General features: G+C 44.3%; 15 protein-coding genes, 1 other RNA gene and 2 pseudogenes. 13 read left to right on the top strand and 5 right to left on the bottom strand.

What is annotated here, in order from left to right:
- Positions 1-8: 8 nt before the first annotated feature.
- Positions 9-452 carry a Z-ring associated protein ZapG gene (gene zapG, locus AACQ21_RS13280; RefSeq protein WP_017046504.1) on the bottom strand — a complete coding sequence of 148 codons (444 nt, stop codon included), beginning with the start codon at positions 450-452 and terminating at the stop codon, positions 9-11.
- Positions 453-596: 144 nt separating this feature from the next.
- Between zapG and zapE the strand changes: the two genes are divergently transcribed.
- The 8 genes from zapE to sspB all read left to right on the top strand — a co-directional run bounded on the left by zapE (position 597) and on the right by sspB (position 6,921).
- A complete protein-coding gene (gene zapE / locus AACQ21_RS13275) occupies positions 597-1,703 on the top strand; it encodes a cell division protein ZapE (RefSeq protein ID WP_105976910.1) in 1,107 nt (368 codons plus the stop codon).
- 237 nt (positions 1,704-1,940) lie between these two features.
- Positions 1,941-2,369: a 50S ribosomal protein L13 gene (rplM, locus tag AACQ21_RS13270; RefSeq protein WP_013856066.1), complete on the top strand. Its 429-nt coding sequence runs from the start codon at positions 1,941-1,943 to the stop codon at positions 2,367-2,369.
- Positions 2,370-2,384: 15 nt separating this feature from the next.
- Complete coding sequence (gene rpsI, locus AACQ21_RS13265) at positions 2,385-2,777, top strand: 30S ribosomal protein S9 (RefSeq protein WP_010318040.1); 393 nt, start codon at positions 2,385-2,387, stop codon at positions 2,775-2,777.
- 326 nt (positions 2,778-3,103) lie between these two features.
- Positions 3,104-3,700 (top strand): ubiquinol-cytochrome c reductase iron-sulfur subunit, encoded by a 597-nt coding sequence (gene petA, locus AACQ21_RS13260; protein WP_010318038.1) that lies wholly within the window; start codon positions 3,104-3,106, stop codon positions 3,698-3,700.
- Positions 3,700-4,965: a cytochrome b gene (locus AACQ21_RS13255; protein WP_017046505.1), complete on the top strand. Its 1,266-nt coding sequence runs from the start codon at positions 3,700-3,702 to the stop codon at positions 4,963-4,965. The genes petA and AACQ21_RS13255 overlap by 1 nt, the downstream gene beginning before the upstream one ends.
- On the top strand, positions 4,962-5,699 hold the full coding sequence (locus tag AACQ21_RS13250; protein ID WP_105976909.1) for a cytochrome c1: 738 nt from the start codon (positions 4,962-4,964) through the stop codon (positions 5,697-5,699). Before AACQ21_RS13255 ends, AACQ21_RS13250 begins: the two co-directional genes overlap by 4 nt.
- A gap of 97 nt (positions 5,700-5,796) precedes the next feature.
- Positions 5,797-6,432 (top strand): stringent starvation protein SspA, encoded by a 636-nt coding sequence (gene sspA / locus AACQ21_RS13245; protein WP_105976908.1) that lies wholly within the window; start codon positions 5,797-5,799, stop codon positions 6,430-6,432.
- Between the two features lie 9 nt (positions 6,433-6,441).
- A complete protein-coding gene (sspB, locus tag AACQ21_RS13240; protein WP_026027949.1) occupies positions 6,442-6,921 on the top strand; it encodes a ClpXP protease specificity-enhancing factor in 480 nt (159 codons plus the stop codon).
- Positions 6,922-7,007: 86 nt separating this feature from the next.
- Here the strand turns inward: sspB and AACQ21_RS13235 are convergent, their stop codons facing one another.
- The 4 genes and pseudogenes from AACQ21_RS13235 to AACQ21_RS13220 form a co-directional block, all read right to left on the bottom strand.
- Complete coding sequence (locus tag AACQ21_RS13235; RefSeq protein ID WP_017042658.1) at positions 7,008-7,577, bottom strand: BON domain-containing protein; 570 nt, start codon at positions 7,575-7,577, stop codon at positions 7,008-7,010.
- 3 nt (positions 7,578-7,580) lie between these two features.
- Positions 7,581-8,172, bottom strand: a pseudogene (locus tag AACQ21_RS13230) (phosphoheptose isomerase).
- A gap of 3 nt (positions 8,173-8,175) precedes the next feature.
- Positions 8,176-8,544: a YraN family protein gene (locus tag AACQ21_RS13225; RefSeq protein ID WP_105976907.1), complete on the bottom strand. Its 369-nt coding sequence runs from the start codon at positions 8,542-8,544 to the stop codon at positions 8,176-8,178.
- A complete protein-coding gene (locus AACQ21_RS13220) occupies positions 8,531-10,336 on the bottom strand; it encodes a penicillin-binding protein activator (RefSeq protein WP_105976906.1) in 1,806 nt (601 codons plus the stop codon). The genes AACQ21_RS13225 and AACQ21_RS13220 overlap by 14 nt, the downstream gene beginning before the upstream one ends.
- 69 nt (positions 10,337-10,405) lie before the next feature.
- Between AACQ21_RS13220 and rsmI the strand changes: the two genes are divergently transcribed.
- The 5 genes and pseudogenes from rsmI to AACQ21_RS13195 all read left to right on the top strand — a co-directional run bounded on the left by rsmI (position 10,406) and on the right by AACQ21_RS13195 (position 15,008).
- A complete protein-coding gene (rsmI, locus tag AACQ21_RS13215) occupies positions 10,406-11,272 on the top strand; it encodes a 16S rRNA (cytidine(1402)-2'-O)-methyltransferase (protein WP_013856074.1) in 867 nt (288 codons plus the stop codon).
- A gap of 119 nt (positions 11,273-11,391) precedes the next feature.
- An RNA gene (rnpB, locus tag AACQ21_RS13210) (RNase P RNA component class A) lies at positions 11,392-11,795 on the top strand.
- A gap of 200 nt (positions 11,796-11,995) precedes the next feature.
- Positions 11,996-12,946 (top strand): 16S rRNA (cytosine(1402)-N(4))-methyltransferase RsmH, encoded by a 951-nt coding sequence (gene rsmH / locus AACQ21_RS13205; protein WP_010318016.1) that lies wholly within the window; start codon positions 11,996-11,998, stop codon positions 12,944-12,946.
- Positions 12,947-12,949: 3 nt separating this feature from the next.
- Positions 12,950-13,267: a cell division protein FtsL gene (gene ftsL, locus AACQ21_RS13200; protein ID WP_105976905.1), complete on the top strand. Its 318-nt coding sequence runs from the start codon at positions 12,950-12,952 to the stop codon at positions 13,265-13,267.
- A pseudogene (locus AACQ21_RS13195) lies at positions 13,264-15,008 on the top strand (penicillin-binding transpeptidase domain-containing protein). Before ftsL ends, AACQ21_RS13195 begins: the two are co-directional and overlap by 4 nt.
- Positions 15,009-15,017: the final 9 nt, after the last annotated feature.

The following is a 15,017-nucleotide window of genomic DNA, read 5'->3' as shown; positions in this document are numbered from 1 at the left end:
AATTCAGATTAAACGGCTTTCACCTTAACCACGTCTGCAGAATGAATGATCTCTTTTTTAGGGGTATTAAAAAGCCCTGTTGCGCCATTGGCATAATCTTTCGGTGGCTGTTCCAAAATGTCATCGTTGCTTTTCTCTGTATCATTATGCAGAGCGATTTTTTTGATAAATGGGTTATCTTGCTCTGGCATATTCGGCAGAATTTCGGACGATGTTTTGGCCATGTGTTGATACAGTTTTGTATAATCTTTACCTAGTGTATCGAGTATTTCTGCCGCTTGAGCAAAATGATCCGACAATTCTTGGCGTTGTTGTTCCAAACTAAATTTCGCGTTATCTAATTCTTTTTGTAGAGACTTTTGGTTTTTATATTGAGGCGTAGTCAATCGTGAAATGACCATTCCCAACACAGCCCCTACTAGCAAGCCTACAATGGCATATATCCAAGGCATAACAGCTCCTTATTGTTGTTATTTAACATGTTTTTTACCTGTTGGTTACACACGTCGCTTGGACATGTTACTATGACTGCTCTAGCCAATAAAGCGAAATACACGAAATAGCAGTTTCCATTTTCTTTAGTGCAGTAGGCGGTCATGACACCAAAACAGCGATATGAACACGATGTAAAAAAACTCGGTTTTCAACGAGACTCTGCTCAAGAAAGCGCCGTCGATGCGCTGGATTTACTCTACCATCAGTTTCAGGATTATCTTAACCAACCAGTTAAGCCCTCCGCGGTTTGGACTAAATGGCTTGGCCGCCAACCTAAACAGCCTAACTTACCTAAAGGGCTCTATTTTTGGGGCGGTGTCGGGCGAGGAAAAACCTATCTAATGGATACGTTTTTTGAAGCTCTGCCAACCACTCGCAAAATGCGAGTGCATTTTCACCGTTTTATGTACCGAGTTCATGATGAGTTGAAGGCGCTGGCTGGAGTTGAAGAGCCTTTAGAAAAGGTTGCCGATATTTTTAAGTCTGAAACGGAAATTATCTGTTTTGATGAATTTTTTGTATCAGATATTACCGATGCGATGATTTTGGGTACCTTGTTTCAAGCACTGTTTAAGCGCGGTATTATCTTAGTGGCGACATCGAACATTCCACCGCACGACTTATACCGCAATGGCTTGCAGCGAGCACGCTTTCTCCCTGCAATTGTTTTGATTGAATCACACTGTCATGTGTTGAACGTCGATAGTGGCATTGATTATCGCTTAAGAACATTAGAGCAAGCGGAAATTTACCACTATCCATTGGATGAAGCAGCAAGCCACAATTTACAACATTACTATCGGCAATTGGTTGGTGACGAGAAAAAAGAAGCACGCAGTGAGATTGAAATCAATCATCGCACCCTCGCTGTTGTAAAGGCTAGTGATGGTATTTTACATGCGACATTTGAACAGTTATGCCAAACGGCGAGAAGCCAAAACGATTACATTGAGTTGTCCAAAATTTACCACACAGTACTGCTGGCCGATGTGAAGCAAATGGATCGCGCCATCGATGATGCAGCGCGGCGTTTTATTGCGTTGATTGATGAATTTTATGAACGACATGTAAAAGTAATTATCTCAGCCGAAGTGGCGTTGGACGATCTGTATCTGCATGGGCAACTTGAGTTTGAATTCAAACGTTGTCAGTCGCGGTTAATTGAAATGCAAAGTCATGAGTATTTATCAAGGGAACATCTGGCCTAGCTCAATCCGAACACTTTTAAAGCAAAATAAAAAATTCGTGATTTTGTTCAAAAAGAGGTGATTTTTTCTACTGACTTCCCTATAATCCTGCGACCCACCGTTACTGCAGGCCTGTTTCTGTGAAACGAGAGGCCGAGAGAAACCAAACGCTCGAAGGGGCAACTTTGGACTCTTAGACAGTGGGGGCATTTTAATGCTCCTTTTAGTGTAAATTTTATTTAACGGGTTATTATTAGCATGAAAACTTTCGTTGCTAAACCAGAAACTGTAAAACGCGACTGGTATATCGTAGACGCTGAGGGTAAAACTCTAGGTCGTCTAGCAAGTGAAATTGCATCTCGCCTACGTGGCAAACATAAAGCTGAATACACTCCTCACGTAGACACTGGTGATTACATCATCGTTGTAAACGCTGAGAAAGTTACTGTAACAGGTAACAAAGCAGCAGCTAAAACTTACTACCGTCACACTGAATTTCCAGGCGGCTTAAAATCAATCACTTTCGACAAGCTGATTATTCGTAAGCCAGAGATGGTTATTGAGCTAGCGGTTAAAGGTATGCTACCACGTGGTCCTCTAGGCCGTGCTATGTACCGTAAGCTGAAAGTTTACGCTGGCGCTGAGCACAACCATGCTGCTCAACAACCAAAAGTACTAGACATCTAATTGGGGATTTCGAAAATGGCAGAGAATCAATACTACGGCACTGGCCGTCGCAAAAGCTCAGCTGCACGCGTTTTTATTAAACCAGGCAGCGGCAACATTGTAATCAACAAGCGTAGCCTTGATGTTTACTTTGGTCGTCCAACTTCTCGCATGGTTGTTAAACAACCTCTTGAGCTAGTTGAACTAACTGAGAAACTAGATCTATACATCACTGTTAAAGGTGGTGGTATTTCTGGTCAAGCTGGTGCTATCCGTCACGGTATCACTCGCGCTCTAATGGAATACGACGAATCACTACGTCCTGTTCTACGTGCAGCTGGCTACGTTACTCGCGACGCTCGTTGCGTTGAACGTAAGAAAGTTGGTCTGCGTAAAGCACGTCGTAAACCACAATTCTCTAAGCGTTAATCTTTTTTCAAAAGATTCGCTTCCAGTGTTACTGGATTGTGGTTCAAAAGCCCGGTATTTATACCGGGCTTTTTGTTTTTTGGTGTTAGCAAACACTCATTTTTTTAATCACATCATTTGGTTGTTGCTCTTTAATCTTCCTTTTGTGACCTCACGTGCGATTTACTTCACGAATGTTACGAAAAGGTAGCTTTATCTTGTCAAAAAGTAGGGTTTTATTTATGATTTGCCATCAAATAAATACAACTAGATTCGTATTTTGTTAGCCATGCTCTTGATAAGCGGAATAATAATAATCCACAGGGAGCAAATGGGAGAATGTTTGGATGAGCAATGCGCCTTTAAATAACGGTCGCAGACGTTTCTTAACCGCGACAACAGCCGTTGTCGGAGGGTTAGGAGCTGCTGCTGTCGCCGTTCCTTTTATTAAATCTTGGAACCCAAGTGCCAAAGCCAAAGCGGCTGGAGCCCCCGTTGAAGTTGAAATCGGTAAACTTGAAGAGGGGCAAATGGTTCGTGTTGAGTGGCGAGGAAAACCTGTTTGGGTTGTTCGTCGTTCTCAATCAGTGGTCGATGGGCTAAAAGATATCGAAAACCAACTTCGAGATCCTCAATCGGATGAGCAGCAGCAGCCTAATTATGCGCAAAATGCTTATCGATCGATTAAACCTGAATATTTCGTTGCTGTGGGTATTTGTACTCACCTTGGCTGTTCACCTACTTATTTGCCTGATTCTTTTAGTGAACAAGTTCAAGGGGTTAAATCTGGTTTTTTCTGTCCTTGCCATGGTTCGAAATTTGATATGGCGGGTCGAGTTTTTCAAGGTGTTCCGGCACCACTAAACTTGGTTATCCCTCAATATATGTATCTTAGCGATACTCGTATTGTCATAGGATTAGATGAGACCGGGGAGGCTGCATAATGCAAGTTTTACTTGATTGGGTAGAAAAGCGTTTACCTGCAATGAACGCTTACAAAAAACACCTATCTGAATATCCAATGCCAAAAAACTTTAACTTTTGGTATTTGTTTGGATCGTTAGCTATGTTGGTTCTTGTTAACCAACTGCTCACTGGCGTGTGGCTAACCATGAACTATGTGCCATCAGGTGAAGGGGCTTTTGCATCTGTTGAATACATAATGCGTGATGTTGAGTATGGTTGGTTACTGCGCTATATGCACTCCACTGGCGCTTCAGCTTTCTTTGTGGTGATTTATCTACATATGTTCCGTGGCTTAATTTACGGTTCCTATCAAAAGCCTCGTGAGCTGCTATGGCTATTTGGCATGCTGATCTTCTTAGTGTTGATGGCCGAAGCCTTTATGGGATACTTGCTACCATGGGGACAAATGTCCTATTGGGGAGCGCAAGTTATTATCTCTTTGTTCGGTGCAATCCCCGTTATCGGCGATGATTTAACTCTATGGATACGTGGTGACTACGTTATTTCAGGTGCCACTCTGAACCGTTTCTTTGCACTGCATGTGATTGCTTTACCTATTGTTTTATTGTTGCTAATTGTTCTCCATATATTAGCACTGCATGAAGTCGGCTCTAATAACCCTGACGGTATCGAAACCAAAGTACCAAAAGGGTCGATGGGCGATGATTATAAAACGCAGTTTAAATTTCACGACTACTACACCAAGAAATACGACATCATTGATTCGATTCCATTCCATCCTTACGGGACAGTGAAAGATCTTATTGGTGTAGCCGGTTTCTTAATCCTGTTCTGTTATGTGTTGTTCTTTAACCCAGAGATGGGGGGCTACTTCCTTGAGCCGCCTAACTTTGAAGCGGCAAACCCACTAAAAACGCCAGCACACATCGCACCTGTTTGGTATTTCACGCCTTTCTATGCAATTTTACGTGCTGTTCCTGATAAGTTAATTGGTGTGGCTGCGATGGGTGCATCGATTGTGGTGTTGTTCTTATTGCCATGGCTGGATCGTTGTAAGGTTCGTTCTTACCGTTATCGTAGTAAGTTCCACTTAATCAATATTATTCAGTTCACTATCTGCTTTATTGCGTTAGGGGTTTTAGGTGCGTTACCTGCGACAGCCACTTACACAATGCTTGCACGTATATTTAGCGTTGGTTACTTCATGTTCTTTGTTTTGTTGTTCTTCTACAGCAAAAATGAAGCAACGAAACCATTACCAGAGAGGGTGACATTTAAATGAAAAAGTGGATTGTAATTTTGTTTGCAATGCTGCCATCTCTTGCTTTGGCAGCTGGCGCAAATGTACATTTAGATAAAGCAAATAATGATTTAACAGATCAAGCATCACTGCAGCATGGTGCAAAGCTATTCATGAACTACTGTTTTGGTTGCCACTCAACTCAGTACCAGCGTTATGAGCGTGTAGCGAATGATTTGAATATTCCCTCGGATTTGATGAAAGAGAATTTGATTTTTGATCCGAATGCCAAAATTGGTCAACTGATGGAGAATGCGATTCCAGATAAGTCGGCAGCGAAATGGTTTGGTGCACCACCACCAGATTTAACGCTTGTGGCTCGTGTTCGAGGAACAGATTGGTTGTATACTTACCTTCGTTCATTTTATGCCGATCCTAGCCGGCCCTTTGGCGTAAACAACATCGTATTCCCAAGTGTCGGTATGCCTCATGTGCTTGAAGAGCTACAAGGGATCCCACAACCAGTTTATGGTACTCATCTTGTCAATGGCGAGGAAGTCAAGGCTGTTATTGGTGTCGAGTCTGATGGAACGGGTGAGCTGAGCCAAAGTGAGTATGATCAAGCGGTCCGTGATATTGTTAACTTCCTTGAATATTCAGCAGAACCAGTCAAGCTTGAACGTCAAACTTTAGGTTGGTGGGTAATGGCATTCCTTGTGCTATTTACCACCGTGGTTGTTCTATTGAAGAAAGAATATTGGCGTGATGTGCATTAATTGTGCTACCATGCGGCGTTAATTTCTAATTTTTAGAATCTTCAATGGAGGCTTGGCCTCCATTGTTTTTATATCTGTAAGTGTGCTGGAGGGCTCCATGGCTGTAGCTGCCAATAAACGTTCTGTGATGACGCTATTTTCGAGTGCATCTGATATGTATAGTCATCAGGTACGTATTGTTCTAGCGGAAAAAGGTGTCAGTGTTGAAGTAGAATTAGTTGATGAAACCAATCTGCCAGCTGACCTTATTGAGCTAAACCCATATAAGACAGTACCAACGTTAGTTGATCGTGAGCTTGCTCTTTATGACTCAAAGATCATCATGGAATACCTAGATGAGCGTTTCCCTCATCCACCGCTGATGCCTGTTTATCCTGTGGCTCGTGGTAATAGCCGTTTGATGATTTACCGTATTGAGAAAAACTGGTACTCACTGGCTGAGAAAGTCGTGAAGGGTAATGCGGAAGAGTCAGAAGCTGCTCGTAATAAATTACGCAATGATCTGCTTACTCTTGGTCCTGTGTTCGCGGAATACGAATATTTCATGAGTGAAGAGTTTAGCCTCATTGACTGCTATTTAGCTCCATTACTATGGCGCTTACCTGTTTTGGGTATTGATCTGATTGGTCCTGGCTCTAAAGAGCTTAAAGTATATATGAATCGTGTTTTTGAGCGTGATTCATTCTTGGCTTCTTTAACAGAAGCTGAACGTGAGATGCGTTTAGTTCGTTAAGGCAGTTTGATGGATATCTCTCAAATGACTCCTCGCCGACCTTATATGCTTAGAGCATTTTATGATTGGCTATTAGAAAATGAATTGACTCCTCATGTTGTTGTGGATGCTACTCTTACGGGTGTACGAGTGCCGATGGAGTTTGTGCAAGATGGACAAATTATCCTTAATCTTGCCCCAAGAGCGATAGGTAACCTTGAGCTTGGCAATGAAGCGATTACGTTCAATGCTCGCTTTGGCGGACGTCCTCATTCGGTCATAGTGCCTTTGTACGCAGTGCAAGCTATCTATGCACGTGAAAACGGTGCAGGTACTATGTTTGAACCTGAAGAGGCCTATATCCCTTATCTAGAAGCGGGCATAACAGAGGAATCTGAACAAGAGCCGATGTTAAGCGTTGCTTCTCAAGAAGATGAGGAATTATTAGAGACTCGAGCACAAGAAACCTCCCGGCCGAAGGGAAAACCAAGCCTAAGAGTCATTAAGTAACTCATTTTCACACATTAAGCAGTCATGATCGAAAAAGCAGCGATATTCGCTGCTTTTTTTCTAAAAAAAACAAAGGATAACCGAGGTTATTCGCTGTATTGAAATGCCTTAATCACCTGTTTTACGCCTGATATGTTTCGAGCAATATCACTGGCTAGATTAGCCTGTTCTGCCGAGACATAGCCAAGTAAAAATACTTCTCTATTTTCTGTGATTACTTTGATTTTGATTGTGTTCAGTTCAGAATTGGCCAACAGCGCTGATTTTACTTTAGTCGTAATCCAACTGTCGTTACTGATTTCGCCAATTGATAAAGGCGCTTTTATTCTGACTTGATTATGAATGGTTTTGACCCCTTTTGTCTCACGTGCTTTATTTTCAAACTCATTGAGTAATCCGGAGTTTTCAGCTTGTCCCATCAACACGACAATCCCTTGATAAGAACTGGCCGTAATGCGAGTTTTTCCGTTAAAGGGGGCTTTATTGGCGATACCTGCTACTTCAAATTCGATGTTATTATCATTCCAAATTTCTTGAGTGGTTCGAGGGTCTGTTACTAGGCTCGCTGTTGTTGCCGCGCCAGCAAGGATAACTCCTGCACAACCTGATACAGCAAAGCTCAACAGTAGAATGAGTGAAAGTTTTAATCTATTCATTGTCTATTCTTCATGAGAAGGGAAAAGGACTTGATCAATCAAGTCACATAAGCAGTGTAGGGTGACCATATGAACTTCATGGATTCGAGCCGTCCGCTGCGAGGGGATGCGGATCTCCACATCATTTTCACCTAGAAGACCAGCCATTTCTCCACCGTCTTTGCCTGTGAGAGCGATAATCGTCATATCACGAGTCACAGCCGCTTCCATCGCTTTAATGATGTTTTTGCTGTTACCACTGGTTGAAATAGCCAACAAAACATCACCAGGTTGACCAAATGCACGTACCTGTTTAGAGAATATTTCTTGGTAGTGATAGTCGTTAGCAACTGCGGTTAACGTGGTATTGTCTGCGGTTAATGCAATGGCGGGTAAACTCGGACGTTCAGTTTCAAAACGGTTCAGTAAGCAAGAAGAAAAAAGACTGGGCATTGGCCGAAGAGCCACCATTACCGCAACAGAGAATTTTATGACCGTTAAGTAGCGTTGCCACCATGGCTTGTGCAGCATGCGTGATCGCATGGGGTAGTGCTTCAGCAGCCGCAATTTGAATTTGGATGCTTTCGGTAAAACTGTCTTTAATGCTGTCGAGCATCGTTTATCCTTGAGTTATTGCGTTTTTAATCCACTCAATGTGGTGCACATCTTGGTGGATGGCGATCACATCGAAACGAAAATCAGTGTCATAGGGCGATAGGCCATGTTTCAGTAGCCATAAATTCGCGGTTTTCGTCAACTTTGCCATTTTTGCGGTAGTAACCATTTCTGCGGCATGCCCATGACATTGGTTTTTTCTGTATTTAACCTCTACGAACACTAAGGTGTTTTTATCTCGCATAATGAGGTCGATTTCACCGACTTTGGTATTGAAGTTTTGTTCAATAAAAGCCAAACCACAATCTAATAAATAGTGTTTGGCTGCAGTTTCATACTGTTGACCAACTGCGCGGCGACTAAAGAGCGCCATGCACTGCCCAACTGATCTCTCTCTGTACCACGCATTGCTCATCAATACTTAATGTGCCTGTTTTGCCATCGATACTATACCCCTCGACGACTTTCATTTGTGGCAACTCAATCATTAACTGATAAGCATCCATACCTAATGCTTGTAAGCGCCGCTCGCTATTGGAGTTCTTTGGCCACAATTGGTTCATTTCATTATCCAGCATTGAATTGGGATGAATGAGTAATGGAATATCGCTATAAGTTACACCAGAGAGGTCTTCATACTGTGTGTTACCACTGTTACTACGAGAGTTTGAAAACAGTTTGGGTGGCTTAGTGTCAGGGTTAATAGCGACCTCGATAAAGGGTTTAATTAAAGTCAATTCTGCGCTGTTAGCCACGATATAAACCGAATCGATATCACGACGACTGCGGGGCAGGCTTTGTAAATCAATACCCATCAACGCATCCATTTGCGCGATATTTTGTTGGCTATCTTGCAGACCAAATACTGAGTTAATGTTGCGTTGCAATTGACGCTTATCACCAAATAGGTTCACCGATACTTTATTCTTGCTGTATTTTTGCCATTCTGCGTTAAACGCTTCTACTACACGCTGGCCGTAATTACCTTGAGGAGCGAGTATTAAAGGGTACTGATAGCCTTGGCTAAACAGATACTTAGCGGCTTGTTCAACCTCTTGCTCTGGCGAAAGTGCAAGATAGCAAGTGTTAGGATGATCTTCAATTTGGTCTGGAATATTCAACGCCAGCGTAGGGATAGAAGCTAAGCGTGCTTGTTGAAGCTTATGTAGATTCTCGATGTTCTCTTTGATGAGTGGCCCAACAATGAAATCAATGTTTTTTTCAATCAGTTGCTTGTCTATGAGCGCGGCGTCTTCGGCATTGGTATCAATCACAGTCAAGGTAGCATTGAGGTCACGGTTACGGTCATTCATCATCGCCATGATAAAGCCATCACGGATCAGTTGAGCTTGCGTGGCAAACTTTCCGGAAAGAGGAAGTAACAACGCGGTGTTAGTGGGTTTGATGATTTCCAGCGCTAAAATATCTTGTATCGCTTTAGGTGTATAACGAGCCGCTGGGTGATTGCTGTTTTCCGCAAGCCATTTTTCGAGCGTATTCTTCAACTGCGGAATATTACTATTGAGCGTTTTCATATATACAGCCAGTTGTAGCCAGCCATCGAGCACGTTTTCGTTAGGCTCTGGATTTAATTGGGTAATTTCACGTTCGCTATAGTGATTGAAATTGAGCCAAATTTGATCGGCAATCACCTCTTGCTCGGCATCATCAACGTAAGTGCTTAATGCAATAAGCTCCCTACTTGAATCAAAAGGGCGGCTGAGCGCGGTAAAAATATCGGCGCGCATTTGATGGTATTGAGCCCATGTTTCAGGGCTTAGCTTCCACCAAGCCTGAAAATTAAGCTGAGAGAGCGCTTGTGAAAACTGTTCCGCATTACTCAACAACTGCGCCTTAGCCATTTGCCATTCAGCTTGTTGCGCTTCAGAGAGCGACTGTTTGGCTAAGCGCATAATCAACAGTTGCGCTTGTTCGCTGTTGTTTTCGTTAATGGCGGCTTTAAGAGCCATGATCAACCAATCATTTTGCAGTGAACCTTGGCTACTATCTGCTTGCATCAAGTAAGTTTGCGCTGACTTGGTGGGATCTTGCGTAATATCGACTGAGGTGGGCGTCGACGGTGAAGACGAACACGCCGCCAAAGCCATTGCTAATGCAACGGGCGTGAATAAGCGTGGTACACTGAGTCTCGGATGGTTCTTCATAGCCATGAGTTCTTTCGTTATTCCGTGTAAAATTGTCTCTATATTAATCGTTGAAGTGATGGTAAACAAATGACAGATAGCAAAACCTTGCCAGCAGAGATCCCAACTCTCTACATTGTTCCTACGCCAATTGGCAATTTGGGTGATATTACCCAGCGAGCCATTGAAGTACTCTCAAGTGTTGATGTTATCGCTGCGGAAGATACACGCCATACTGGCAGACTTCTCGCTCACTTCAATATCCAGACTAAAACCTTTGCCTTGCATGATCACAACGAACAGCAAAAAGCACAAGTGTTAGTCGATAAATTATTATCAGGGCAATCTATTGCGTTGGTTTCTGATGCAGGAACGCCACTGATCAGTGATCCAGGGTACCATCTTGTCAATCAATGTCGTCAAGCTGGTGTGAGAGTTGTGCCACTTCCGGGCGCCTGTGCTGTGATTACTGCGCTCAGTGCATCAGGCTTGCCTTCTGATCGTTTCAGTTTTGAAGGTTTTTTGCCGCCGAAAAGCAAAGGGCGTAAAGATAAATTCCTAGAGATCGCTAAGGCTGAACGCACCTGTATTTTTTATGAGTCACCACACCGAATTAGCGAATCACTGCAAGATATGTTAGCTATCTTAGGGCCAGATCGTAACGTGGTGCTAGCCCGCGAGCTCACCAAAACCTTCGAGACGATTCAAGGTTTGCCGTTAGGCGAACTGATTAATTGGATTAATGAAGATGAGAACCGCAAGCGTGGTGAAATGGTGTTACTGATCCATGGTTACAGAGAAAGCGTGGACGATAGCTTGCCGGACGAAGCGTTGCGCAGTTTAGCGATTTTGACAAAAGAGCTGCCTCTGAAAAAAGCGGCCGCATTGGCGGCTGAAATTTATAACCTTAAGAAAAATGCCCTTTATAAGTGGGGGCTTGAAAACCTATCTGCTTAATTAGCCAGCGGCATCTTGATGTTTTAAATCGATGGATAATTAAACGCTTAAGCGTGAATTAAACACAGAAGTTGTTTGAGCCTAGACAGTACCTATCTTTCTCTATACAATCCGCCCTCGGAGTTGACTGGGTAGTCGCTGCTTCATTGATGTCCTTTAGCCTTGTGCTGGGGAGACTGATGGAGGGGAGGAAAGTCCGGGCTCCATAGAGCAGGGTGCCAGGTAACGCCTGGGGGGCGAAAGCCTACGACAAGTGCAGCAGAGAGAAGACCGCCGATGGCCCAATTTCTTCGGAATGGGCACAGGTAAGGGTGAAAGGGTGCGGTAAGAGCGCACCGTGCGTCTGGCAACAGTTCGTAGCAAGGTAAACTCCACCCGGAGCAAGACCAAATAGGCTTCCACATTGCGTTGCTCGCGTAAGGAAGCGGGTAGGTTGCTTGAGCCAGTGAGTGATTGCTGGCCTAGACGAATGGCTACTGCCGCGCAAGCGGAACAGAACCCGGCTTATACGTCAACTCCACCTATTGCAGACCCATCATAACTCTTGCGGTTATGATGGGTTTTTTGCTTTTTATTGACGAAAATTATTTCGTAAGCACTAAACTTAGCGCAATATCACGTGATGCCAACGTCAAGTGGTAGCGATGCGGCGTTAAATCAGTAAACTGAATACTTGCGCCGTAGCCGATTGCTATATTTCAGCTTTAGCCCGATGAGAAAACGATGACTGAACCTTTTCAACACATTTCTGTACTACTGAATGAATCTATTGATGGCCTTGCTATCAAACCAGACGGTATTTATATCGACGGCACGTTTGGCCGTGGTGGTCATAGTCGTACAATTCTCTCTAAGTTGGGTGACAATGGTCGTCTGTACAGCATAGATCGCGATCCACAAGCGATTGCTGAAGCTGGAAAAATTAACGACCCGCGTTTTACTATCATTCATGGCCCATTCTCTGGCATGGCACAATACGCTGAGCGCTACGATCTGGTCGGGAAAGTAGATGGAGTACTACTTGATTTAGGCGTTTCCTCGCCGCAGTTGGACGATGCCGAGCGCGGTTTTAGTTTCATGAAAGATGGCCCGCTTGATATGCGTATGGACCCGACGTCAGGGATCCCTGTCTCGCAGTGGCTTGCGCAAGCCGATTTGGACGACATTACTTGGGTGATTCGTGAATTTGGTGAAGACAAGCACGCGCGCCGTATTGCCAAAGCGATTGTCGCTTACCGTGAAGACGATGAAAAAGAGCCTCTGACGCGTACCAGTCAATTGGCCAAACTGATTTCAGAAGCTGCGCCGAAAAGCTTTAAAGAGAAAAAACACCCGGCTACGCGCTCATTTCAAGCATTTCGTATCTATATCAATAGTGAATTAGAAGAGATCGACACTGCATTAAAAGGCGCAGCTAAGATCTTAGCCCCACAAGGGCGCTTATCGGTGATCAGTTTCCACTCGCTTGAAGATCGCATGGTCAAACGCTTTATTCGTAAAGAGAGTAAAGGCCCAGAGGTTCCACATGGTTTGCCGTTAACAGAAATACAAATTCAGGCATTGGGCTCAGCCAACTTAAAACCAGTTGGGAAAGCGATTATGCCAACTAAAGAAGAGGTGGAACTCAATCCCCGTTCACGCAGCTCAGTATTACGAGTTGCTGAAAAACTGTAGTCCATGTCTAAGTCGCCGCCTAACTTAACCAAACTGATTGCACTTGACCTGTTTACGGTGGGTCGATTGCCACTTATTTTGTTAATGTTAATTTTTGCCAGTGCGATGGGAGTGGTGTTTATTACCCATCATTCTAGGCAGGCGATTTCAGAAAAAGATCAAACCTTAGTTGAGCGCGAGCGGCTCGATAATGAATGGCGTAACCTCATTCTTGAGGAAACGGCCCTCGCAGAACATAGCCGCGTGCAGAATCTTGCCAAACAAGAGCTGGAAATGAAGCGACCTGATTCTGATAAAGAAGTGGTGATTACGCTCAAATGAAAAAAAACAAAGACAAAAACAAAGACAAAGCTCAAGCGGCACCTCGTCAAGAAAAAGCGACATCTCCTATTTTGATCCGTTGGCGATTCTATCTCATCCTCTTTTTTGTATTCGTTACTTTCGCTTTATTGGTTGGGCGCGTTGCCTTCATCCAAATTATCGAACCGGATAATTTGATCCGCGAAGGGGATATGCGCTCTGTCCGAGCCAAAACCTTGCCATCGGCACGCGGAATCATTTCAGATCGTAATGGTGAACCTCTCGCAGTCAGTGTTCCTGTCGATGCAGTATGGGCTGATCCTGTAGCTATTTTTAAAGCCGGCGGCTTAGTTGAACGTGAACGCTGGTACGCACTGGCTGATGTGTTAGGCATTAAGCGCAGTGAGCTGCTGAAAAAAATTGAAGAGAACCAAACCCGCCGTTTTATCTATTTGCAGCGTCAAGTGAGCCCTGCAATGGCCAATTATATTCGCGAACTTAAATTAGCGGGTGTGGGGCTCAAGGCCGAATCTCGCCGTTACTATCCAGCCGGTGAGGCGAGTGCACACTTAATTGGTGTGACGGGCATCGATGGCCACGGTTTAGAAGGGGTTGAGCGCAGCTATGATAAATGGCTGACGGGGGAAGCTGGCAAACAGGTGATCCGCAAAGATCGGTATGGCCGAGTGGTGGAAAATATCTCGCTTGAAGAGCGTGAAGAGGGCAAGCCACTGGCGTTGACCATTGACCAACGTTTGCAAGCGATCGCCTTTCGTGCGGTCAAGCAAGCTGTGGCGGACTATCGTGCTACTTCGGCATCGGCCATTTTGCTCGACGTGAAAACGGGTGCAGGGGATTAGCGATGGTTAACGCCCCCTCATACAACCCCAATAACCGTTCCGATTGGCAAAGTTTTAAAATGCGTAACCGCGTGATCACGGACGCCTTTGAACCGGGCTCAACTGTCAAACCTTTTGTAGTATTGGCCGCGCTTGAAAATGGCGTTGCGAATGACAAAACGGTGATTGATACAGGGAATGGCATCATGCAAATCGGCGGCAGTCGAGTGCGTGATACCTCAAAAGTCGGCAAAGCCGATTTAACCTTAATTCTGAAAAAATCGAGTAACATCGGAGTGGCTAAGCTGGCGCTTGAAATGCCTCTCGAAGCTCTATTAGGTATGTATACCTCTGTAGGGCTTGGTGAAATGTCCGGTTTAAACCTCGTCGGTGAGACTTTGGGTATTTTCCCGAATCGCCGCCGTTGGTCACCGTTTGAAATTGCCACCTTGGCATTTGGCTATGGTTTGTCAATTACCCCCATTCAGTTGGCTCATGCTTATGCCACTTTAGGCAATTTAGGTCAGTACCAACCAATCCATATTATTGACAGCAACCAGCAAGATTTATCACGCCAAGTGGTTGATAAAACTAATGCTAAGAAAGTGTTGGAAATGTTAGAAACCGTTACCCAACCCGGTGGCACAGCAACTCAAGCCGCGGTTCCGGGCTATCGCATTGCGGCCAAGTCAGGCACTTCGCGCAAAGCGATTGCCGGCGGTTATGGTGATGAATATTTTGCTTACACGGCAGGAGTGGCTCCAGTGAGCGACCCTCGAGTCTCGTTAGTGGTGATGGTGAATGAACCTCAAGGTGACTTATATTATGGCGGCTCCGTTGCCGGCCCTGTCTTTGCCGAAATAATGAAAGGAGCGTTGCAGATCCTCAATGTCGCTCCTGATGAAAATCGATTCCAAAAATAATTAAGAGAG

The organism is Vibrio sp. V01_P9A10T6 (assembly GCF_963877065.1).
Taxonomy (GTDB): Bacteria; Pseudomonadota; Gammaproteobacteria; order Enterobacterales; family Vibrionaceae; genus Vibrio; species Vibrio anguillarum.
This window is presented reverse-complemented; position numbering and strand designations above follow the sequence as displayed.

Bases quoted from the DNA above. Each gene is read 5' to 3' on its own strand.
- AACQ21_RS13235 (WP_017042658.1), bottom strand. From the start codon at position 7,577: ATGAATAGATTAAAACTTTCACTCATTCTACTGTTGAGCTTTGCTGTA.
- ftsL (WP_105976905.1), top strand. From the start codon at position 12,950: ATGTCTAAGTCGCCGCCTAACTTAACCAAACTGATTGCACTTGACCTG.
- rplM (WP_013856066.1), top strand. From the start codon at position 1,941: ATGAAAACTTTCGTTGCTAAACCAGAAACTGTAAAACGCGACTGGTAT.
- AACQ21_RS13255 (WP_017046505.1), top strand. From the start codon at position 3,700: ATGCAAGTTTTACTTGATTGGGTAGAAAAGCGTTTACCTGCAATGAAC.
- rsmI (WP_013856074.1), top strand. From the start codon at position 10,406: ATGACAGATAGCAAAACCTTGCCAGCAGAGATCCCAACTCTCTACATT.
- sspA (WP_105976908.1), top strand. From the start codon at position 5,797: ATGGCTGTAGCTGCCAATAAACGTTCTGTGATGACGCTATTTTCGAGT.
- AACQ21_RS13220 (WP_105976906.1), bottom strand. From the start codon at position 10,336: ATGAAGAACCATCCGAGACTCAGTGTACCACGCTTATTCACGCCCGTT.
- petA (WP_010318038.1), top strand. From the start codon at position 3,104: ATGAGCAATGCGCCTTTAAATAACGGTCGCAGACGTTTCTTAACCGCG.
- sspB (WP_026027949.1), top strand. From the start codon at position 6,442: ATGGATATCTCTCAAATGACTCCTCGCCGACCTTATATGCTTAGAGCA.
- rpsI (WP_010318040.1), top strand. From the start codon at position 2,385: ATGGCAGAGAATCAATACTACGGCACTGGCCGTCGCAAAAGCTCAGCT.
- zapE (WP_105976910.1), top strand. From the start codon at position 597: ATGACACCAAAACAGCGATATGAACACGATGTAAAAAAACTCGGTTTT.
- zapG (WP_017046504.1), bottom strand. From the start codon at position 452: ATGCCTTGGATATATGCCATTGTAGGCTTGCTAGTAGGGGCTGTGTTG.
- rsmH (WP_010318016.1), top strand. From the start codon at position 11,996: ATGACTGAACCTTTTCAACACATTTCTGTACTACTGAATGAATCTATT.
- AACQ21_RS13225 (WP_105976907.1), bottom strand. From the start codon at position 8,544: ATGGCGCTCTTTAGTCGCCGCGCAGTTGGTCAACAGTATGAAACTGCA.
- AACQ21_RS13250 (WP_105976909.1), top strand. From the start codon at position 4,962: ATGAAAAAGTGGATTGTAATTTTGTTTGCAATGCTGCCATCTCTTGCT.